This is a genomic window from Spirosoma luteolum (assembly GCF_054778875.1).
The window spans coordinates 421376-443405 of record NZ_BAAGZE010000003.1; the positions used below are offsets into that span (position 1 = coordinate 421376).

The following is a 22030-nucleotide window of genomic DNA, read 5'->3' on the forward strand; positions in this document are numbered from 1 at the left end:
CATGAAACATTCCCTGTCTACGACCGCCTACCTGCTGCTGGTCGGTCTAAGCTCCGCTGGCCTGTTCAGCGCCTGCCAGTCGAGCGGTGTCAGCGCCAGCGGCTCCAGTTCGGGCGGCACCACCACCCCGGGCTCAGGCACGACCAGCACGGGCGGCACCACGACCAGCATTACCGCCACCCTCTCGACCACGGCCAGCCCGTCGGCTACGGGCATCGCGCAGGTAGTGGCGCTCACCGAAGCCTTCAAAGCGACCCTCAGCAGCACGCAGCTGACCACCACGCAGCTGACCTATACCAAAGCCAACGCGCAGAAATGGTCGAACCTGCCCGCCGGCCTATCGGCCCGCAACGGCATCAACCTCGGCTCGCTTTCAACAGCGCAGCTGACGGCGTTCCGCGCCATGATGCAGGCCGTACTGGCGCTGAGTGCCACCGATGAAGGCTACGACGAACTGCTGGGCAATCTGGTAGCCGATGATTACCTGAACACCATTGGGGGCGGCTCTGACTACGGTGCCGACGACTACTACCTGTCGATTCTGGGAACGCCCAGCACCACCGGACTCTGGTCGATTCTGTTTACGGGACACCACTATACCCAGCCCTACACCTTCAACGCCGGTGCCATCAGTGGCGTAACGCCCGCTTTCCGGGGTGTTGAGCCGGCGGCCGCCGTTACGGCCAACAACCGGTCCTACCAGCCATTCGAGCAGGAACGGGCTGCATTTGCCGCTCTCCTGACGGGCCTTAGCAGTACCGAGCAAGCCACCGCCAAACAGTCGGGTACGTTTTCCGACCTGGTGCTGGGTCCCGGAAAAGACGGTCAGTTTCCGGCCACCAAGGTGGGCCTGCGGGTAGGCTCGCTGAGCAGCGACAAGCAGGCGCTGGTGCTTAACGCCATTAAACTCTACGTAAACGATCTCGACGCAGCCACGGCAGCCGCTACGCTGACGGCCTATACGGCCGGGCTGGCCGATACGTATGTGGCCTACTCGGGAACGACCTCCGTTAACACCCAGAACGACTATGTACGGATCGATGGTCCCCGTGTCTGGATCGAGTTTTCCTATCAGGGAGGCATCATTGTCCGCAACACCCCCCACCCCCACTCGGTCTGGCGCGACCATACGACCGATTACGGCGGTAACTAACGATTGTCGTGTTGCCCGTTGCCGGCGAAACCCGGAATGGGCAACGCTTATTTTCACTGTAGCCTGCCCGCTCCTGCCCGTGAATCAGTTCCCTGCCTTTGTCAGCCGTGTGCCCGCCTGGCCGACGGTTATGCTAGCGCTCCTGCTACTCCTGGGCCGGCCCGACGCCGGCCGGGCCCACCCCATGCCCAATTCGGCCGTGCTGCTCGATATCCACCGAACGGGCATCGATGCCGAACTACAGATTCCGCTGGTCGAGCTGCAGTCGGCCTGGGGCCATGCGGTCAACGATTCGTCGGCCCGGCTCGTCGAGCGGCTGGGGCCAGCCTTGCGGGCGTACCTGCGGGCCCATGTTCGACCGATGACAATGACCGGTGCGCCGTGGACGGTATCGGTGGGCAGGCTGGCCGTGGTCGAAACGCAAAACCCGATCAACGGCGTCTACCGCGAACTGACGGCTCACCTTCACCTGACCCCGCCCGGTGGACAGGTCCGGCAGTTTTTGTTTGGCTACGACGTGGTGCTGCATCAGGTTATGACCCACACCATTCTGGTGTCGGTACGGCAGGACTGGGCCGGCGGCCAGGTGGTCGAGACCGGCCATCAGCCCCTGGGCACCATTCAGCTCGACATTGTGAACAACCGCATTCGTCCCCTGCCCGTCAACCTCGCGTCGGGCAGTCGCTGGGCAGGTTTCAAAGCCATGGTGCGCCTGGGTATGCAGCATATTGCCGATGGTACCGATCATCTGCTGTTTCTGCTGGTACTGCTGCTGCCCGCCCCCCTGCTGGCGGCTGGCGGGCGGTGGGGGCGTTTCGGCGGTGTACGCTACGGCCTTCGGCGGCTGGGGATCATCGTGACGGCCTTCACCGGCGGGCATTCGCTGACCCTGCTGCTGGGTACGCTGGGCTGGGTGAGGCTGCCGGCACAACCCGTCGAACTGCTGATCGCCCTGTCGATCCTGGTATCGGCCATACACGCCATACGCCCGCTGTTTGCCGGACGCGAAGCCTGGGTAGCCGCCGGATTCGGGCTGATTCATGGACTGGCCTTCGCCAGTACACTGGTCAATCTGCAACTCGATACGGCCGATCTGGCGCTGAGTCTGCTGGGCTTCAACCTGGGTATCGAACTGATGCAGCTGATGGTGATTGGCCTGACCATTCCCTGGCTTATACTGCTGAGCCGTACCACAGGCTACCGATATCTGCGGGTGGGCGGAGCCCTGCTGGCCGGTCTGGCGGCTCTGGCCTGGCTAACCGAACGGAGCACCGGACAGGCGAACCCGCTGACCCACGGTATCGAGCAGGCCGTTGCGTACACCCCCTATGCGCTGGCGCTACTGGCGCTGCTGGCCCTGGGCGCAGCCTGGCGCGGGCGCCTTGCGTCGGCCGGGCATTGACCGGTACGCAGCCAGCCGGATTGATCGCGCTCGTCGCTGTCATTTGCAGCGCTAACCCGCTATTTTTGCCGAATCCTCAAAGTCGACGGAATTAGTCGATTTTATCGCTATGTTTTTTTTCCGTCTACACACCACGATCTGGCTGCTGCTGACCAGTCTGTCGGCTGCTTTGGCCCACCAGGGAAGCCTCGCCGGAACCGTTACCGACGCCCAGACCCACCAGCCGCTGCCGGGTGCCCTGATCCAGCTGACGGGAACAGGCCACACCACCTTCTCCGACGAGCGCGGACGCTACCGGTTCGACCAGCTGGCCCCAGCCCTGTACCAACTGGCCATTTCACACATCGGCTACACGACTCTTACGCAACGAATTGCGGTAGAACACGACCAGACCATCCGGCTGTCGCATAGCCTGCTGGCTGCGCCGGTCAGCCTGAGTGCCGTTACGGTAGCGGCCCTCCGCCCGGCCGATCAACAGCTGATCGGCACCATCGACATCCGGCTGCGCCCCGTCGTCAACTCCCAGGAAATTCTGCGGCTGGTACCTGGCCTCTTCATCGGGCAGCATGCGGGGGGCGGTAAGGCCGAGCAGCTGTTTCTGCGCGGTTTCGACCTCGACCACGGCACCGATATCCGGCTCAGTGTCGACGGTATGCCGGTCAACATGGTGTCGCACGCCCACGGGCAGGGATACGCCGACCTGCATTTTGTGATTCCGGAACTGGTCGATGGGGTTGATTTTCGCAAGGGCCCCTACACTACGGCGCAGGGCAATCTGGCCACGGCGGGCTGGGCCAACCTGCGGACCCGCTCCACGCTCGACCGATCGTTTGTCAAGCTGGAGACCGGTCAGTTCAACACGTATCGGGCCGTGGGGGGTATTTCGCTGCTGCCCCGACGCATGGCCGCCACCCAGTCGGCCTATGTGGGGGGTGAATATTCCTACAGCGACGCTTATTTCGACAACCCGCAGCACTTCAAACGCGTCAACCTGGTGGGCAACTACCACCGGCACCTGGGCGACCAGACGAATCTGACGCTGACAGCCTCGACGTTTCAGAGTCGCTGGCACCATTCGGGCCAGATTCCCGACCGCGCCGTGGCTTCCGGGCAGATCGGCTGGTTTGGCTCGATCGACCCAACCGAGGGCAGCACCACCAGCCGGACCAACCTGAACGCCCGGCTCACTACGGTAACGCCGGCAAACCATACCATCAGGCACCAGCTTTTTTACAGCCACTACGGGTTCGAACTCTACTCCAATTTCACGTTTTTCCTGAACGACTCGATCAACGGCGACCAGATCCGGCAGCGCGAACAACGGCAGCTGTTCGGCTACAACGGCAGCTACGCCACCCACACCAGCCTGGGCCGTACCCACTGGACCACCACGCTGGGCGCCCAGTACCGGCAGGACCTGACGCAGGGCACCGAACTGGCGCACACCAAAGACCAGACCCTTACACTCGACCGGCGGCAGTATGGCCGGGTCAACGAAATCAATGCCGGCCTCTACGTCGACGAGGTCGTGACGCTCACCAGCCGGCTCACGCTCAACGCCGGCCTGCGCGTCGATTGGTTCCGGTCGCAGTATACCGATCAGCTTCCGGCCCTGCCCGTAACCCGCCGGGCCAGTCAGGCCATCGTTTCGCCAAAGCTCAATCTCTATTACACGCTCAGCCCCGGCCTGCAGTTGTACCTGAACACGGGCAAAGGGTTTCACTCCAACGATGCGCGGGTTGTCACGGCCCGCAACGGCCGTCAAATTCTGCCCGGCGGTTACGGATCGGACCTGGGTCTGGTTGCCAAACCGTTTCCGCGCCTGCTGGTCAACGCTGCGGCCTGGTATCTCTACCTGCAGCAGGAGTTTGTATACGTAGGCGACGAAGGCGTGGTGGAACCCAGCGGGCGCTCGCGCCGGATGGGCCTCGACCTGTCGGCTCGCTACCAGCTCACCCAGACCCTGTTTGCCGATCTGGACCTAAACACCGCCAATCCGCGTTCGCTGGATGCCGAAACGGGCCAAAACTACCTGCCGCTGGCCCCCGTTTTCACGTCGACGGGCGGGCTCACGCTGCAGCCCCGCGCGGGCTTCAGCGGCTCGCTGCGCTACCGCTATATGGCCGACCGCCCCGCCAACGAAGCCAATACGGTGGTGGCCCAGGGGTACTGCGTGACCGACCTGCAGGCCTCCTATGCCCGCGGTGCCTACACGCTGGGCCTGACGGTGCAGAACCTGCTGAATACGCGCTGGAAAGAAACGCAGTTCGACACCGAAAGCCGCCTGAAGGGCGAGGCCGCGCCCGTCAGCGAAATTCATTTCACGCCCGGCTCCCCCTTCTTCGCCCGGCTGAGCCTGATGTATAGCTGGTAAGCGGGCCATTGGCGCCGGGTAGGCAGACGCTGTACCCAAAACAGGGGTTCACACAAAACAGGCTGCGGTTGTGTTTACACCACACGCGGCCGTTCAGCCATGGCTTTAGGCCAGCACGGCCCGTTTCACCAATAGCCCCGCTTATCCGTATGACCTACCGCCACGCCTTTCAGATTGGCATTATCGCCGGCATGCGATCGATGATGGCGCCTGCCCTGGTTAGCCATCAGCTGACATCGACCCCGGCAGCCTCCGTGCGCAGCCGCACGCTCCGTTTTATGCACGCGCCCCTGACGGCCACGCTGCTCAAGGCGGCTGCCCTTGGCGAACTGATCGGCGACAAGATGCCGGCAGCCCCCAACCGAATCGCTTTTCCGGCCATCCTCGGCCGGCTTGGTTCCGGGGCACTGGCCGGTGCCACGCTGGCCGGTGCCACGCTGCTTGACGCCCGCCCGCGCGAACGCAGCTACGGCGCACTGGCGGGCGTGCTGGGCGCGGCCGTTGGCAGCTATGGTTTCTTCTACCTGCGCCGGTGGCTGACCACCCAACAGACTATGCCTGCCCTATACGCAGCACTGGCCGAAGATGCGCTGGCCATCGGTGCCGGCTACCTGACCGTGCGGCAGGCTGCCAACCAGCCGCTCGCTACCCAGCCAGGCCCGGCCCCGGCGCCGGCAAACGGGTAGTGGCCAGCCTGTGGCCAGACCGACGTTGGAACAGGTGCATTGAAAAGCGCTCCTGGCCGCCGGTAAACCGTTGCCGACCCTTATCTTTGCCCTTCCGTTACACGCATCAACGTCCGTCCGATTAGTTTGTGAAGAGGGTCTGAGCAGCCACTCGTTCACACGTTCGCTCTTTCGCTCATTCCTTCTGATGCAGATTCTTAAATTCGGTGGTACGTCCGTTGGCTCGGTCGAGAGCATTAAACAGGTTATTCAGATCATTGACGAGCAGCGCCGGGGCAGCGACACGCAGCCGGGCAACGCCATCACGGTGGTGTTTTCGGCGATGGGCGGTGTTACCAACCAGCTGATCGAGATTGGCCGGATGGCCACCAGCGGCAGCGTGGATTATATGGAGCTGGTTCGGCGCATCGAAGACCGGCACTTCAACGTGGTAAAAGCCCTGATTCCGGTGAAGGAGCAGAGCAAGGTGTTTGCCCACGTGCGCGGCATTATCAACGAACTGGAAGATCTGCTGCGGGGCGTATCGCTGATCCGCGAACTGTCGGCCCGTACGCTCGACCTGATCACCAGCTTCGGCGAGCGCCTGTCGACGACCATCATTACCGAATGCGTGAAAAGCCGGGGCATACCAGCCCAGTTTCTCGACGCCCGCACGATCATAAAAACCGATGCCCAATTCGGGCAGGCCGAAGTCAACTACCCGCTTACCAACCGGCTGATTCAGGCGCATTACGCCAAAACCGGCAGTGCCGCCGGCGACCCCATTCAGCTGGTAACGGGCTTTATTGGCTCAACCGAGAAAAACGAAACCACGACCCTGGGTCGGGGTGGCTCCGATTATACGGCCAGCATTCTGGGCGCGGCCCTCAATGCCAGCGTAATCGACATCTGGACCGATGTCGACGGCATGATGACGGCCGACCCGCGAAAGGTGCCCAACGCCTTCAATATCCCGACCATTACCTACGCCGAAGCCATGGAACTCAGTCACTTCGGCGCCAAGGTAATTTATCCGCCCAGTCTGCAGCCGGCCTTTGCGCGCAATATTCCGGTGCGGGTGCTCAACACCTTCAATCCCACTCACGAGGGCACCGTGGTGAGCCGCACGGCCGAGCGCCGGCAGTACACCATTACGGGCATCTCAAGTATCGACGACATTGCCCTCGTAAACGTGCAGGGTGCGGGCATGATTGGCGTGGCGGGCGTGTCGGCCAAGCTGTTTGGCGTACTGGCCGCCCATAAGATCAGCGTTATTCTGATCTCGCAGGCTTCCTCCGAACACTCGATCTGTTTCGCCATCGACCCGCGGGGCGCCGAAAACGTCAAGACCATTCTCGACGCCGAATTCGCCACCGAAATTGCCCAGGGGCATATCGATAACATCGCTATCGAGCGCGACCTGTCGGTGATTGCCACCGTTGGCGAGGGCATGCGCAAATCGTCGGGTATTGCGGGCAAGCTCTTTTCGGTACTGGGTAAAAATGGCGTCAACATCGTCGCCGTGGCCCAGGGTTCGTCGGAGATAAATATATCGGTCGTTATCAACAAGAATAACCTCTCGAAAGCACTCAATGCCCTCCACAACATTTTCTTCCAGTCGGAAGCCCGGGTGCTGAACCTCTATCTGGTGGGTACGGGCCTGATTGGCAAGACCCTGTTGCAGCAGATTGCCAAGCAGGCCGAATACCTGCGTACGGAGAAGCTGCTGAAAGTCTGCGTGGTGGGGATGACCAACACCCGCAAGATGCTCCTCGACCCCAAAGGCATCGACCTGACGGACTGGCGCGAACGGCAACTGACCGACGGGGTAACGACATCGCTGCCCGCCTTCGTCGACAAGATCAAGGATTATAACCTGCCGAACTCCGTCTTTATCGACTGTACGTCCGACCGCGAGGTAGTGCAGTTCTACGAGTCGCTGCTCGACGCGAACATTTCGGTGGTAACGCCCAACAAAGTGGCTAACTCGGGACCCTATGCCGAGTATCGCCGGCTGCAGCGCACGGCCCTGAACCGGGGGGTCAAGTTTCTCTACGAGACCAATGTGGGCGCGGGCCTGCCCATTATCAACACGGTGCAGGGTCTGATGACCGCCGGCGACCGTTTCCTGAAAATCGAAGCCATTCTGTCGGGTACGCTGTCGTTTATTTTCAACACCTTCCAGCCCGGCCCCGACGGGTCGCTGCCGGCCTTTGCCGATGTGGTGCGCGAAGCCAAGGAAAAAGGCTATACCGAACCCGACCCGCGCGACGATCTGAGTGGGCAGGACGTGGCCCGGAAAATCCTGATTCTGGCCCGCGAAGCCGGTTTCGCGCTCGAACCCGAAGACGTCACCATCCGCACGCTGCTGCCGCAGTCGTGTCTCGACGCGCCCACCGTGCCGGCCTTTTTCGACGAACTGGCCCGCAACAACGCTTACTTCGAAAACCTGCTCGCCACGGCCCAGGCCGACGGCAAAAAGCTGCGCTTCGTGGCCAGCTTCGAAAACGACAAGGCCGTGATCGAACTGCGCTCGGTGGGGCCCGACCATCCGTTCTTCCAGCTCACCGGTGCCGATAACATCGTGTCGTTTACCACTGAGCGCTACAAGGAGCGGCCGCTGGTGGTAAAAGGGCCGGGGGCGGGCGCCGAAGTAACGGCTTCGGGCGTCTTCGCCGACCTCGTCAGCATCGGTAGCTATCTGGCATAGACCTGTTGTATCCACAAAGAACAAAGCCCCGACACTGGTCGGGGCTTTGTTCTTTGTGCCGGGAGCGGTAATGGCCGGCTCACGGGCAGACATAACGAAACGCCTGCCGGTTCTTTTTGGTGACGGGTGTCGGCACGCTGCTCTGGTAGAGCAGGGCCGTCTGGTCCTGGCTGGTCAGGCGGTCGCTGCCATCGTAGGTCATCACGTAGGAAGTCGACTCGCGGAGATTGGCGCGGCTGCCCGAAGCCGTCAGGTTGTAGGCTTTGTAGGCCGAAGGAGCACGGAGCTGCCAGAAGCGGGCGGGCAGCGTCTCGACGCCCAGACTGAGCGCCATCACCGTCAGCAGGGGTCGGTGGGCAAAGCGGGTATAGGGAGAGGGCCGCGTGTCGTGCGTAAACTCGGTTTCCTGCTCCAGCGTCAGCCCGTCGCGCAGCGTAAACGCATCGCGCTCGTTCACCAGATTCCCCGCGGCATCGTAGGTAAACGTGTATGTCCGCTGAATGGTGAGCGAGTTGGCCGGCAGCACCTGCCGCACCTCGGCCACGCGCGTCAGCATCCCGCCCGCGTTATAATCCATAGTAAAGGTTGACTGGCTTTTGCCCCCCCGACTAAAGGTAGCGCTGGTCGGCTGCGTGGCGTTGCCATAAGTCAGCGCGATGACGTCCGTACCACTGACGGCCCGGGTTGCCCGGTCGCCCGATAGCTCAACGGTAAACTGAGCCTGCTGGCTGGTCGACACCTCGGTCATGGTGCTCAGGCCCGCCGTACCGTAGGTAAAAGTCCGGCTCACCTCGTCGGTCAGCTTGCCGCTTGTTTCAATCAGCTGATCGGTCGTACTGCCGAGCCGGCAGGTATCGGGCTGGGCATCGGTATCGTGCCGGCAACCGGAGCTGGCCACGAGCAGGAGCAGCAGAACGGGTAGTAAAACGAAGAGCGGGCGGGTTTTCATCAATCGTTGGCGTATAGACAAATATACGCTGAAGGCAATGGCCAACGGCCCACATCCGCCCGAAAAGTTGTAGCTTCGCCAACGTACCCATCACCGGCAACCGGTGCGAAGCAACAGGCCAGCCTAACCGGCAACGGGCCATTATCGAACCAAACCAATCCTTTCCCGTATCCATTCTGTGTTAACCGATACCCCGCAGCAGGCCCTCGTCGACCGGATTCGCGCCATTGGGCATCCCGAAGCGGTTCGCCGTTTTTTTGGCCTGCTGAAAGAACTGATCGATATTGTCAACCTGCCCAACGGCGATGCTCGCCTGGCCTTCACGGTTCGGAAAGACCAGAAAGCCATTACGGCCAACGTTAATTTTTTCTGGGCGTTGCGGCTCGTAAAACCCCACCGGGGCGAACCCGAATTCTGGCTGACCATCAAAAAGAGCGCGCAGGAGCAGCTGGCGGCCTTCGAGGAGATCGACTTTGCCGGCGTCAGCGAACGGTCGGGCTATGTAGCCGCCATTATTGGGCAGTCGAGTCAGCACCTGTTATACCAGCCAGCCGTGCAGAAAGGCTGGCTCGACTGCCTGCCCGAACTGGTCGAAACGGCCAAACGCGGTCCCCATTCGGCCCGCCACAACCCCGACGTGTACCGGGCGGCCGAAGACGAAGCCTTTCTAAGCGAGCTGATCCGGCTGGCCGGCGACCCTACCCTGGGCGACTGGCAGCCCGGCGATTCGGTAGCCGAAGAGCCCGGTGCCGAGTACGACGCCGGTGCTACCAGCCTGCCGCTGCGCCAGCCCCACAACCTGATTCTCTTCGGACCGCCGGGCACGGGCAAAACCCACGCGCTGCAACCTTATCTGGCCGGTCAGCAGGCCAGTCTGATCACGTTTCACCCGGCCTACAGCTACGAAGAGTTTGTGGAGGGCATCCGGCCCGAGGTGCTGGGCAATCAGGTAACGTACAGAGTCCGTAAAGGCGTCTTTTACAAAGCCTGCCTGTCGGCTATTCAGCAGGCGGGCTACGCTACCCTGGCCGACTGCCTCAACGACACCCCCGACAACCGGCGACAGCGCCTGCGCAAGGCCCCGCCCTGCTTCCTGCTGATCGACGAAATAAACCGGGCCAACGTAGCCAGCGTATTCGGCGAGTTGATTACGCTGCTCGAAACCGACAAGCGACTGGGTGCCGACCACGAGCTGTGGCTGACATTGCCCTATTCACAGGAACGCTTTGGCGTGCCGGCCAACCTCTACGTGGTGGCTACGATGAACACCGCCGACCGGTCTATTGCGCTGCTCGACCTAGCCCTGCGCCGGCGCTTCTCGTTCCGCGAACTGCGCCCCGATCCGGCACTGCTGCCCGTGGTCGATGGGGTCGATCTGGCACAACTGCTACGCACCATCAATGAACGCATCGAGTACCTGCTCGACCGCGACCACGCCATTGGTCACGCGTACCTGCTCAACCTGGCTACCCACGCTGATCTCTGCGACGCCTTCCGCGACCGGATTATTCCGCTGCTGCAGGAGTATTTCGTGAACGACTGGACCACCATTCAGCTGGTGCTGGGCGACAACCCGGCCTGGGGCAAAGAACCCGACCAGCGCCTGGTGTGGGTGCGCAAACGCTACACCACCTCGGCCACCAACAACCTGTTCGGCGAAATTCCGGATACGGTCGATGAGATCACTACCTACGAAATCAACCCGCATTTGCTGCAGCATGAGTATGAACAGGTACCTGCCGACGCTTTTATACGGGTTTACCAGCGGTAATGCAACCCGCCTATCCCCTCTTACCCAGCAACGCGTATGAAAGCCCTCGTTCTGACCGACTACAACCACTTTGCCCTGCAGGACCTGCCCGTGCCACCCCCCGGCCCAACCGATGTGCTGATTCGGGTGCAGGCGGTGGGTATCTGTGGTTCCGACGTACACGGGATGGACGGCAGCACCGGCCGCCGGGTGCCCCCCATCGTGATGGGCCACGAAGCCAGTGGCATCATTGCCGAGCTTGGGGCCAGCGTGCAGGGCTGGTCGGTGGGCGATCGGGTCACTTTCGACTCGACCGTGTATGCCCTCGACGACTGGTACAGCCGGCGTGGGCAGTATAATCTGAGCGATGGCCGCGAAGTAGTGGGCGTTTCGACCCCGACGTTTCGCCGGCAGGGGGCTTTCGCCGAATTTGTCGTCGTGCCTCAGCATATTCTCTACGCCATTCCCGATTCGGTGTCGTTTACGCAGGCGGCTCTGGTTGAGCCGGTGGCGGTGGCGCTCCACGCCGTGGGGCTGACCCCGATCCAGCTCAACGATTCGGCCGCCGTGGTGGGTGCCGGCATGATTGGCCTGTTTGTGATTCAGGCCCTAAAGCTGGCGGGCTGCGGCACCATCGTCGCCATCGACCTCGACGACGACCGGCTGGCGCTGGCCGGCACGTTGGGGGCTACCCACACCATCAATGCCCGGACCGGCAACGTGGGCGAGCAGGTAAAAGCCCTTACCCACGGGCGCGGGGCCGATGTATCGTTTGAAGTCGTGGGTGCGGGGCCAACCGTTCGAACCGCCATCGACTGCGTGCGCAAAGGCGCTACCGTTACGCTGGTGGGCAACCTGAGTCCGACCGTCGAGGTGCCGCTACAGGCCATCGTTACGCAGCAGCTGCGGCTGCAGGGCTCCTGCGCGATCAACGGCGAGTACGAAGCCGCCCTGGCGCTGATTGCCTCCGGCCGTATCAACGTCGACGCCATACTGAGCGCCGAAGTGCCGCTGGCCGACGGCGCCGACTGGTTCGCCCGGCTCTATGCCCACGAAAAAGGGCTCATCAAAGTCGTACTGAAGCCCTGAACCGGCTGCGCTGGCCCGACCTGACGCCGGCTGTCAACGGGTCGGGCGGGCGATCATGAGTAGAGACATACCCCCGAACGACTCTACCGGATATGTCAAACGCTCCCCTCCGCATTGCGATTATTGGCCCCGGTAAGGTGGCCCACCTGCACGCCAAGGCTGTACTGCAAACCCCCGACACGCAACTGGTGGCGGTGTATGGCCGCACGGCGGCAAAAGCCGAAGCCTTCGCCCAGGTCTACGGCCTGCCGGCTTACACCGATATTACTACCATGGTCAGCCGCGAGCAGGTCGACCTGTGTCTGGTCTGCACGCCCCACCCGGCCCACCGCGACCCTACCGTGGCCGCCCTCGACGCCGGCGCGCACGTGCTGGTCGAGAAGCCGCTGGCCTCGTCGCTGGCCGACTGCGACGCGATGATCGAAGCCGCCGACCGCAACCAGCGACAGCTGGGCGTGATCAGTCAGCGCCGGTTCTACGCGCCCTGTATGCGTATCCGGCACGCCATCGACGCCGGGCAGCTGGGCACGCCCGCACTGGGCGTGGTACAGATGTACGGCTGGCGCGACGAAGCCTACTACCGCAGCGATCCCTGGCGGGGCAGCTGGGCGGGCGAAGGCGGGGGCGTACTGGTCAACCAGGCCCCCCACCAGCTCGATCTGCTGCTGTGGTACATGGGCGAAGTCGAGTCGGTATTCGGCGTCTGGCAGAACATCAACCACCCCTACATCGAAGTCGACGATACGGCGCTGGCTATTGTCCGCTTCAAAAACGGCACCCTGGGCAACATTATCGTGAGCAACAGCCAGCAGCCGGGTCTCTACGGCAAAGTGCACATCCACGGGCAGAACGGCGCATCGGCGGGGGTACAGACCGACGGGGGCGCCATGTTTATTGCCGGCCGGTCGAGCATTGCCGAGCCCCCCGTTAACGATACCTGGACTCTGCCGGGCGAAGAAACCCGTCTGGCCCAGTTTGTGGCCGACGACACGGCTTTCTTCAATCAGATCGACGCCACCACGTACTTTTTCGGGTTGCAGATTGCCGAATTCCGCGATGCCCTGCGCGCCGGTCGCCCACCCCTCGTAACGGGCCACGACGGCCGGCGGGTAGTAGCGCTGTTTCAGGCCATCTACGAATCGTCGCGCACTGGCCAGCCCGTTTCGCTTTAGCCCAGCCGGTCATCAAATCGCGCCCCCGGATTCCCGGCCGATTGTGTACTTTTGACCTTTTCAGACCTGTTAACAACTTCATGAAAACTTCATCATTCGGCCGGGTCTACGCCGGACTGGTGCTGGGCCTGACCGCCTGCGTACTGGCTCCGTCGAGTCAGGCCCAGACCAAGCAACGGTATCAGAACCTGCAACAGGCGCTGTTTGCCGGTGGGCAGCTCGGCGGCTCCAACGGCCCCCGCAACGTCAACTGGATTGACGGCGGCACCCGCTTCTCGTATATCGACGGCGAAAGCACCATCAAATCGCTGTCGCCCAAAGACCAGAAAGAAGCGCTTATCTTCGACGGCAGCAGCCTCCGGTTTCCCGGCACCGACAAGCCCTTTGCCTACGACGAGTTTCAGTGGTCGAAAGACTCGAAAAATATTTTGTTCCAGGCCAATTTCCGACCCGTTTACCGGCGCTCGGGTATCTCGGACTACTACGTGTATTCGGTGGCCGACAAAAGTCTGAAGCTGGTGGCCAAAGACGCCCAGACCGCCGAACTGGCTCCCGACGGCCGCAAGGTGGGCTACGAGCGCGGGGGCGATCTGTTTGTGTTCGATTTTGCCACCCAGCAGGAAACGCGCCTAACCAACGATGCCAAGCCGGCCTTCTACAACGGGCGGTTCGGCTGGGCCTACGAAGAAGAGTTTGGGCTGGCCCAGGCCTGGCAATGGTCGCCCGACAGCAAGTTTATTGCGTTCTGGCAGTCCGACGAGCGGCAGGTGCCCATCTACCGGCTCACCGATTACGCGGGCTTCGACGAAACCTACGACTCGCTGCCCTACCCCCGGGTGGGCGATAAAAACCCGACGGTTCGGATTGGTGTGATCGAACTGGCCGGCCAGAAAAAGCAGTGGATGAAGGTCGAACTGGGTGATGGCTACATTCCCCGTATCTACTGGACATCGCAGGAAGGGCAGCTGGCGCTCATCCACCTCAACCGCAAGCAGAATCACCTGCAGCTCTACATGGGCAATGGCCGCACCGGCGATACGAAGGTGATTATGGAAGAAAAGTCGTCGAAATGGATCGACGTATTCGACTTCTTCGCCAACATCAACCACCTGCTTTATTTCCCCGCCGGGGTGCAGGAGTACTACTGGGTGTCGGACCGCGATGGCTACGCCCATCTGTACCGCTACGATTATTCGGGCAAGCTGCTGAACCAGGTAACGACCGGCAACTGGGAGGTGACCTACGTGCACCACATCGACCCCAAAACCCGCAAGGTTTACTTTACCTCCACAGAGGCCTCCCCGCTGGAGCGGCAGCTGTTTGTGATCGATACCGACGGCAAAAACAAGCGCCGGCTCACCACGGTGCCCGGTAAGCACACGGTCAACTTCTCGCCCAACGGGCAGTATTTCATCGACCAGTATTCAAGTGTGCAGCTGCCCACACAGGTCGAACTGCGCGATGTATCGGGTAAGCTGATCAAGGCCCTCGAAACCAACAACGGGGTAAAGCAGTACCTGACCACCCACGCCTACGCGCCTAAAGAACTAACCAGCTTCACCACGAGCGACGGCCAGAAAATCGACATCTCGGTTATCAAACCGCTGGATTTCGACCCGACCAAAAAATACCCGGTCGTCATGGATATCTACGGCGGGCCGGGTGCGCAGTCGGTCTACAACGAATGGAGCGCCAACGGCTGGCACCAGTGGCTGGCCCAGACGGGCTACGTGGTGGTCAGCGTCAACAACCGGGGAACGGGCAGCTACGGCCGCGACTTCGAAAAAATCGTGTATGAGCAGCTGGGCAAATACGAAAGCCTGGATTTTGCCGAAACGGCGCAGTGGCTGGCCAAACAGCCGTGGGTCGATGGCAAACGGATGGCCATTCGCGGCCACTCGTACGGCGGCTACATGAGCAGCTACACCATGCTGACCCACCCGGGCGTGTTCCAGGTGTCGCTCGTGGGCGCACCCGTTACCGACTGGCGGCTCTACGACAGCATCTACACCGAACGCTACATGGGCCTGCTGCCCGAAAACAACGAGAAATACAAAGCCAGTGCCGTTACGAGCTACGCCAAAAACCTGGCCGGCAAGCTGTTTGTGGCCCACTCGACCATGGACGAGAACGTACACGTGCGCAACACGTTCCAGCTGATGAAGGCGCTCGAAGACGCGGGTAAGGATGCCGACCTGCGCATTTATCCGCCGGGTACACACCGGGTATCGTACAACACGGCCAGCTACGTGCTGCTTTACCAGCAGTACACCGACTACCTGGCCCGGCACCTGCGTACCGAAACGGCCAACTAGTCGATCACTAACCCATACAACACGGCGCCCGCTGGCTTCGATCTGGTTTTACCGGATCTGGCCGGCGGGCGCCGTTTTTTGTGGGGTGATCTCAGCCTCTCGACACGAGGGCGGGTTGCCTAGCGCGTGTAAAATTCGCCTTTAGCAATGGTCGATTCGTATTCGTAATTGATTGTTTCGAGGAATTTGCCCGTTACCCAGCCGATATCGGCGTTGCGGATAAACACGAACTGCCGGACGCCGTAGTTGACCGTGTAGGCCCGCACAACGGCATCGAGCCAGAGGGCCGACACGATGAGTTGCTTCTCATCCAGTTTTTCGCGCATGGCCATCAATTGCCGATCGGCTTTTTCCCGCACCATGGGGTCGGTAATAACCGACAGGTCGGGGCGGATGAGCTGGCTATAATCGGTAAGAGCCATTTGCCGAAACCGGCTCACCTCGCCCGCCGTGATCGGCACGGCGGTTTGCCCGGCCCGGTTGGCATACAGGCAGGCCGCCAGTGCTTCGAGGGGTTCGCCCGCAATGGCCACGATCCGGCGTTTGCGCAGATCCTGGGGCGCCCGAAGCAACCAGGGTGTCAGCGACGAATCGACCAGTGCCTGCACCTGCCGCTGGGCTTCGCGCCGGAACGCGCTCATACTGCCCGGTTGCTGGGCATTGATCCGGTCGGTCAGCGTGCGGATGCCAATACCCAGCTGGATATCGAAGAAATCGCGGGGTGCCTGCGTCGACGGCTGATCGATATAGCCCCCCGTGGTCGAAAAAGGGCCCAGATTCAGGGCCGAGGTGGTAGGCCAGCTGCTACGGCTGATCGCCCCTACCGTAAACAGTTCAGCTTCGCGCCGTGTCGTCATCGTGGTGTCGATGGCAAACGCCCGGCCCGCCGGCAGCAGCTGCTGCACCTGTTCGTACAGCCGTTTGCGGGCTTCGGGCGTCTGCGCTACCCGATCCCGTATGTCGCTGTTGATGATAACGAATACCCGTTCGTCGGGAATGTTGTAATGACGGATGGAATCGACGCCGATGGCCAGCGCATTCCGGGTCGAGAGGCCCATGGGCGAGGCATCGGCGACGGCTTCACCATTCGGAATGTAAAAAACCGACCGGATATCCTTCTCGTAGAAATCGCTTTCGTAGCTGGTTTTGAAGATGGCGATCTGTACGCCCGACAGGCTGACCTGGATACCGGCGTAGAGGTTTTTGCCGGAAATATCCCGGATCACTTCGTTGACCCCCCACCCGCTGGCCACAAAACTCAGTTTGCCGTATTGGGTGCGGGCCAGTTCAAGATAATACAGCGCCTTGTCGGTATCGCGCAGATCGTTGTAAGCCAGCCCGATGGTTTCATTGGCAACGGCTGTCCAGTACGGACTGCCTTTACGCGTGACGGGCAGTGCACGCACCAGCAGATCGACCGACTTTTCGGGTTTGTTGACGGCCCGCAGCGTACTGGCCAGCTTGATGTAGTGAATGGCCTGCGTCAGATTGGCCGCTGGCTGCGCCAGTACACGGTGGTTGGCCAGGGACCAGAGCAACAGCAGCCACACGACCCGTGAAGATAAAAATAGTTTCATATATGGGTATGAAATGAACCTGGGTTCAATCTGATATATGACCTGATTCCAGACAACAAGTCACACCCGAACGCTGCCCGACTGCGGGGGCAGGCAATTGGCGTCCAACGTGATTTTGACCGTATATTGGGGCGTATACAACCCCCTTTTCAATGACCAGACGTTTAGCTGCCCTTCTTGTGCTGCTGTTGCTACATGGCCTGCTGCACGCCCAGACCCCCGCCCCGCCCGCCAGCATCACCACCTTCACGGCCGGTATGGTGCGTAACGCCGGCTTTCTGACGTATTACTGGGATGCCCGCAAGGGCAAAATCTGGCTCGAGATCGACAAGTTCGACACCGAACTGCTCTACTACCCTACCCTGGCGCAGGGCATCGGCTCCAACGACATCGGACTCGACCGGGGCCGACTCGGTCAGGAGCATGTGGTGCTGTTTCAGCGCAGCGGCAACAAAGTGCTTCTGACCGAGCCTAACTACGCCTACCGCGCCCTCAGTCAGGATCCGCTCGAGCGCCGGGCCGTGCAGGAATCCTTTGCGCAGTCGGTTCATGCCGGCTTTGAGGTGGCGGCCGAGGAAGATGGCCGGGTACTGGTGGATCTGACCCCCTTTCTGCTGCAGGACGCGGTGGGCGCGGTGCAGGCCATTACACAGACCCGGCAGGGCACCTACCGCTTCGACGCCAACCGCAGCGCCCTCTACATGCCCCGCACCAAAGCGTTTCCGCAGAATACCGAATTCGAAACCATTATTACGCTGACCGGCGAGAACGCCGGCTCGTACCTGCGCGAGGTGGTGCCCACGCCCGGTGCCGTGACCATGCACCAGCACCACTCATTTGTGGAGCTGCCTCCGCTCTCGGGACCGGGCAGCTACAAACCCCGCCTGTTTGATCCGCGCATCGGCTACGGCGGCATCGAGTTTTTCGACTACGCGTCGCCCGTTGGCCAGCCCATCACCAAACGGTATATTTCGCGGCACCGGCTCGAGAAAAAAGACCCCACGGCGGCCGTCAGTGAAGCCGTAAAGCCCATTGTCTATTACCTCGACCCCGGCACACCCGAACCCATCCGGTCAGCGCTGATGGAAGGCACGGCCTGGTGGAATCAGGCATTCGAAGCGGCTGGCTTTAAAAACGCGTTTCAGGTGAAGCTGCTGCCGGCCGATGCCGACCCGATGGATATTCGCTACAACCTGGTGCAGTGGGTACACCGCTCGACCCGGGGCTGGAGCTACGGCGCCAGTATCATCGACCCCCGCACCGGCGAGATTCTGAAAGGCAAGGTAACGCTCGGCTCGCTACGGGTACGGCAGGACTACCTCATTGCGCAGGGCCTGATCGGTACATTCGGCGCCGACACGCTGGCTGCCGGCGCTACTGATCCGATGCTGACCATGTCGCTGGCGCGGCTCCGGCAGCTGGCCGCCCACGAAGTAGGCCACACCCTTGGCTTACCCCATAACTACCTGGCCAGCACGCAGGGCGGCAAACCGTTTGGCCGGGCCTCGGTCATGGATTACCCCACCATGGTCGCCACGATCAAAGGAGCCGCCATCGATCTGTCGGATGCCTATGCCACCGGTATCGGGGCCTACGACAAGTGGAGTATCCGCTATGGCTACGAGCAGTTTGCCGCCGGCACCAGCGAGAAACAGGAACTCGGCAAACTGATCAGCGGCATGCAGGCCGCCGGCCTGTCGTTTCTGACCGATCAGGACGCCCGCCCCGAAGGCTCGGTGCATCCCGCTACGCACCTGTGGGATAACGGCGCCAACGCCGTTGACGAACTGACCCGGGTGATGAACGTGCGGCAGCTGGCGCTGAGCCAGTTTACCGAAGCCAAAATTCCGGTCGGTACCCCCATGGCTACGCTCGAAGAAGTGCTGGTGCCGATGTACATGTTTCACCGCTACCAGGTCGAAGCCGCTGCCAAGGTGGTAGCCGGCCAGTACTATACCAATGCCCTGCGGGGCGACGGGCAGCTGGTGATGGCGACCGTATCGGCGACTGAACAGCTTCGGGCCCTTGAGGTACTTATGCAAACCCTGGGAACCGATTTTCTGGCCGTGCCCGCAGCCGTGCTGAAACTGATACCGCCCCGCCCGTTCCGCTTCGACCCCAATCCGCGCGAAGTGTTTAAACGCCATACCGGACTGGCGTTCGACGCGCTGGCCCCCGCCGAAGCTGCGGCTGGTCTGACCCTGCGGCTGCTGCTCAACCCCGAGCGCTGCGCCCGGCTCGTTCGCCAGCACGCCCTCGATGCCCGCCAGCCCGGCCTGATGGATGTTCTCAACACCATCCACGCAACCATCCGCGCCGGGCTGACGGCAACAGTGCCCTACCAGACCGAAATTGCCCGGCAAAACGAGCGGTTGTACGTCGACGCCCTGATTCGGCTGGCCGCCAGTAAAGATGCCGACGGCAGTGTGCGCGCCATCGTACATCAGGCGCTGCAAACCATGGAACGGGGCTATCTGGCTTCGCTTAAAAACCAGCAGGCCAGTTACCTTACCTGGGTGCTCAGCCAGTACCGCACCGATCCCGATCGCTTCGTAACGACCCCGGCCAATACCCCGCCCGACGGTGCCCCCATCGATCCGGGTCAGGATTGGCTGGGCGCCGACTGCGACTGGAATTAAGTTATTATATTTTTGTATTTTTCAAATATCAGGAACATACGTAAAATATTGCAAAGGCTATCCCGACTACGGTTTTGGGGTAGCCTTTCTTCATTTACAAGAACCGCTCATCATAAAGGCACTTTTTTTGAATTTAGACGAAACTAATAAAATCTACCTTTGTTAGGAGTTTTGTAACAGGTTAGATTTAGATGGGAGTAACGGAAAGACGACTGCGGCAAAAGGCTGAAATTCGGGAACGAATCCTGACGGCGGCCCGCATGCTGGCTCGTGAGAAAGACTGGAACGCCGTCACGATTCGAAGCATTGCCGACGCCATCGAATACACCGCGCCGATTGTCTATGAACACTTCGAAAACAAGGAAGATGTGCTGCTGAGCATCGTGCGGGAAGGTCACGAGGAACTACAGCGGGCTTTCCATGAGGTGATGGCGCTCGATTTGAACCACGAAGACAAACTCGTCCGGATTGCCATGGTACAGTGGGAGTTTGCCGTCGACAAACCCGAGGTGTTCCGGCTGATGCACAACCCCGAACGCATGGCCCAGCAGCGCGACAAGATGCGCGACGACATGCACGAGGTACGCTGCCGGCTCGAAGGCGTTTTTGTTGATCTGGGGGTGCCGCATAATGATGTACCCGAGATTGTTTTCAACTGGTTTTGCCTGATGCTGGGCTACATCAACCTGATTGCCAACATCAAGCCCGAAGAAGCCGCCCGCCACCTGCGCGACATGAACGACGAGCGTATGGCCGATCTGTTCACCGACCCCAAAGCCCTTTACGAACGCGCCGTGCGCCGATTCATCCGCAGCTTACACTAGTTCTTTTCAATACGTTTCCTAGTCACTATACACATGAAAAAGAGTTTATTTTTGGTGCTGCTTACGGCCCTGATGGCCGCCCGGGCCGGTGCCCAGCCGCTGGCCCCCACCGACGGCGGCTACACCCTGGCCCAGTGCGTCGCCTACGGCCGCACCAATAATCCGAACGTAAAGGTCTCGAAGGTACAGGAGCAGATTTCCGATGTGCAGACCCTCCAGGTCATTGGCCGTAACCTCCCCCAGATCGGCATTTCAGGCTCGGTGATCGACAACTACAAAATTCCCGTGCAGCTGCTGCCGGCCCAGTTTTTCGGGGGTGCGGCCGGCGAGTTTATTCCCGTGAAGTTTGGTACCAAGTACAACACCACGCTGACCGGCCGGGTCGATCAGAAACTGTTCGACCCCACGCTGGGACTGGCTCTGAAAGCCGCCAAGCTGTCGACCAAACTACAGCAGTCTGTAACGGCGCAGGCGGAACAGACAGTGGCCTATAACATTGCGCAGGCTTATTACCAGACGCTGGTGATCGACCTGCAGCGTCGGCTCATCGTCCGCAACCTGACCTCGTCCGATACGCTGCTGCGGCAGGAGCGCGTACGGCTCCAGAACGGCACGACCCGCGAAATCGACTTCGGCCGCATTCAGCTTAACCGCAACAACCTGCAGTCGCAGCTCGAGCAGGCCGACCGTAACTACGAACAGGCCATCAACCGGCTTAAATTTCAGATGGGTATGCCCCAGAGCGAACTGCTGAAAATCCAGCCCCTGGCCATCGAAAACGAGCAGGAAGTAGCCCAGCTGCCCGGTGTCGACGGCAGTTTTGTGGAGCGCCGGCCCGATTTTCAGCAGCTCCTGCTCAACACCCAGCTGCAGGACCTGAACCGCCTGTCGAACAACCGGGGCTACCTGCCTTCGTTTGGCCTCTACGCTACCTACGGTACCAACGCCCAGCGCGAAACGTTTAATTTTCTCAATAACGGGCTACCCTGGTTTCAGAGCGGGGCCGTTGGGCTGACTATGAACTGGACGATTTTCGACGGTAACCAGCGCGCCTACCGCGACCGCGAAAACCGGCTGACGCTCGAAACGCTCCGGTTACAGCAGATTCTGACCCGTGAGTCGGCACAGCTGAACCTGGGTAATGCGCAGGTGAGTTACCAGAATCTGGTGGTCGATATCCAGCGCGAGCGCGAAAACATTGCCCTGGCTCGCCGGATTCTGTCGGTAACGGAGTTGGAGTACAAAGAAGGGATTGCCACCTCGGTAACGCTGATCGACGCCAAAGACGCGCTGACCACCGCCCAAAACAACCTTGCCAATAAATTAATCAGTTTGTATCAGGCCCGGCTCGACTTCGAAAACGCGCAGGGAACCATCATCGACTACGTGACCAAATAATAACGAGCCACTC

General features: G+C 61.1%; 14 protein-coding genes. 12 read left to right on the forward strand and 2 right to left on the reverse strand.

What is annotated here, in order from left to right; translation table 11 throughout:
- The first annotated feature begins 1 nt into the window (after position 1).
- From ACYVAC_RS04390 to thrA, 5 genes are all read left to right on the forward strand, one after another.
- On the forward strand, positions 2-1153 hold the full coding sequence (locus tag ACYVAC_RS04390) for a DUF3500 domain-containing protein (protein WP_461096364.1): 1152 nt from the start codon (positions 2-4) through the stop codon (positions 1151-1153).
- A 130-nt stretch (positions 1154-1283) separates the two neighbouring features.
- Positions 1284-2555 carry a HupE/UreJ family protein gene (locus tag ACYVAC_RS04395; protein WP_461096365.1) on the forward strand — a complete coding sequence of 424 codons (1272 nt, stop codon included), beginning with the start codon at positions 1284-1286 and terminating at the stop codon, positions 2553-2555.
- A 109-nt stretch (positions 2556-2664) separates the two neighbouring features.
- Positions 2665-4929: a TonB-dependent receptor gene (locus ACYVAC_RS04400; protein WP_461096366.1), complete on the forward strand. Its 2265-nt coding sequence runs from the start codon at positions 2665-2667 to the stop codon at positions 4927-4929.
- 149 nt (positions 4930-5078) lie between these two features.
- On the forward strand, positions 5079-5615 hold the full coding sequence (locus ACYVAC_RS04405; protein ID WP_461096367.1) for a DUF4126 family protein: 537 nt from the start codon (positions 5079-5081) through the stop codon (positions 5613-5615).
- A 187-nt stretch (positions 5616-5802) separates the two neighbouring features.
- Positions 5803-8304 carry a bifunctional aspartate kinase/homoserine dehydrogenase I gene (gene thrA / locus ACYVAC_RS04410; RefSeq protein ID WP_461096368.1) on the forward strand — a complete coding sequence of 834 codons (2502 nt, stop codon included), beginning with the start codon at positions 5803-5805 and terminating at the stop codon, positions 8302-8304.
- 79 nt (positions 8305-8383) lie between these two features.
- Here the strand turns inward: thrA and ACYVAC_RS04415 are convergent, their stop codons facing one another.
- Positions 8384-9253 (reverse strand): hypothetical protein, encoded by an 870-nt coding sequence (locus ACYVAC_RS04415; RefSeq protein WP_461096369.1) that lies wholly within the window; start codon positions 9251-9253, stop codon positions 8384-8386.
- Between the two features lie 178 nt (positions 9254-9431).
- Between ACYVAC_RS04415 and ACYVAC_RS04420 the strand changes: the two genes are divergently transcribed.
- From ACYVAC_RS04420 to ACYVAC_RS04435, 4 genes are all read left to right on the forward strand, one after another.
- Positions 9432-11024: an McrB family protein gene (locus tag ACYVAC_RS04420; protein WP_461096370.1), complete on the forward strand. Its 1593-nt coding sequence runs from the start codon at positions 9432-9434 to the stop codon at positions 11022-11024.
- Between the two features lie 36 nt (positions 11025-11060).
- Positions 11061-12092, forward strand: coding sequence for a galactitol-1-phosphate 5-dehydrogenase (locus ACYVAC_RS04425; protein WP_461096371.1), 1032 nt, complete (start codon positions 11061-11063; stop codon positions 12090-12092).
- A gap of 92 nt (positions 12093-12184) precedes the next feature.
- Entirely contained in the window at positions 12185-13264 is a 1080-nt protein-coding gene (locus ACYVAC_RS04430; RefSeq protein WP_461096372.1) for a Gfo/Idh/MocA family protein, read from the forward strand.
- Positions 13265-13344: 80 nt separating this feature from the next.
- A complete protein-coding gene (locus tag ACYVAC_RS04435) occupies positions 13345-15579 on the forward strand; it encodes a S9 family peptidase (RefSeq protein ID WP_461096373.1) in 2235 nt (744 codons plus the stop codon).
- Positions 15580-15698: 119 nt separating this feature from the next.
- On the opposite strand, the gene ACYVAC_RS04440 is transcribed toward ACYVAC_RS04435, so the two are convergent.
- Positions 15699-17156 carry a tetratricopeptide repeat protein gene (locus tag ACYVAC_RS04440; protein WP_461096374.1) on the reverse strand — a complete coding sequence of 486 codons (1458 nt, stop codon included), beginning with the start codon at positions 17154-17156 and terminating at the stop codon, positions 15699-15701.
- A 152-nt stretch (positions 17157-17308) separates the two neighbouring features.
- On the opposite strand from ACYVAC_RS04440, the gene ACYVAC_RS04445 reads away from it, so the two are divergent.
- The 3 genes from ACYVAC_RS04445 (at position 17309) to ACYVAC_RS04455 (ending at position 22017) form a co-directional block, all read left to right on the forward strand.
- Positions 17309-19795 carry a zinc-dependent metalloprotease gene (locus ACYVAC_RS04445; protein ID WP_461096375.1) on the forward strand — a complete coding sequence of 829 codons (2487 nt, stop codon included), beginning with the start codon at positions 17309-17311 and terminating at the stop codon, positions 19793-19795.
- A 191-nt stretch (positions 19796-19986) separates the two neighbouring features.
- Complete coding sequence (locus ACYVAC_RS04450) at positions 19987-20619, forward strand: TetR/AcrR family transcriptional regulator (RefSeq protein ID WP_461096376.1); 633 nt, start codon at positions 19987-19989, stop codon at positions 20617-20619.
- Between the two features lie 33 nt (positions 20620-20652).
- A complete protein-coding gene (locus tag ACYVAC_RS04455) occupies positions 20653-22017 on the forward strand; it encodes a TolC family protein (RefSeq protein ID WP_461096377.1) in 1365 nt (454 codons plus the stop codon).
- The last annotated feature ends 13 nt before the right edge of the window (positions 22018-22030 follow it).

Excerpts from the sequence above, each read along its gene's own strand:
- ACYVAC_RS04390 (WP_461096364.1), top strand. The coding sequence starts at position 2 with ATGAAACATTCCCTGTCTACGACCGCCTACCTGCTGCTGGTCGGTCTA.
- ACYVAC_RS04395 (WP_461096365.1), top strand. The coding sequence starts at position 1,284 with ATGCTAGCGCTCCTGCTACTCCTGGGCCGGCCCGACGCCGGCCGGGCC.
- ACYVAC_RS04400 (WP_461096366.1), top strand. The coding sequence starts at position 2,665 with ATGTTTTTTTTCCGTCTACACACCACGATCTGGCTGCTGCTGACCAGT.
- ACYVAC_RS04405 (WP_461096367.1), top strand. The coding sequence starts at position 5,079 with ATGACCTACCGCCACGCCTTTCAGATTGGCATTATCGCCGGCATGCGA.
- thrA (WP_461096368.1), top strand. The coding sequence starts at position 5,803 with ATGCAGATTCTTAAATTCGGTGGTACGTCCGTTGGCTCGGTCGAGAGC.
- ACYVAC_RS04415 (WP_461096369.1), bottom strand. The coding sequence starts at position 9,253 with ATGAAAACCCGCCCGCTCTTCGTTTTACTACCCGTTCTGCTGCTCCTG.
- ACYVAC_RS04425 (WP_461096371.1), top strand. The coding sequence starts at position 11,061 with ATGAAAGCCCTCGTTCTGACCGACTACAACCACTTTGCCCTGCAGGAC.
- ACYVAC_RS04430 (WP_461096372.1), top strand. The coding sequence starts at position 12,185 with ATGTCAAACGCTCCCCTCCGCATTGCGATTATTGGCCCCGGTAAGGTG.
- ACYVAC_RS04435 (WP_461096373.1), top strand. The coding sequence starts at position 13,345 with ATGAAAACTTCATCATTCGGCCGGGTCTACGCCGGACTGGTGCTGGGC.
- ACYVAC_RS04440 (WP_461096374.1), bottom strand. The coding sequence starts at position 17,156 with ATGAAACTATTTTTATCTTCACGGGTCGTGTGGCTGCTGTTGCTCTGG.
- ACYVAC_RS04445 (WP_461096375.1), top strand. The coding sequence starts at position 17,309 with ATGACCAGACGTTTAGCTGCCCTTCTTGTGCTGCTGTTGCTACATGGC.
- ACYVAC_RS04450 (WP_461096376.1), top strand. The coding sequence starts at position 19,987 with ATGGGAGTAACGGAAAGACGACTGCGGCAAAAGGCTGAAATTCGGGAA.
- ACYVAC_RS04455 (WP_461096377.1), top strand. The coding sequence starts at position 20,653 with ATGAAAAAGAGTTTATTTTTGGTGCTGCTTACGGCCCTGATGGCCGCC.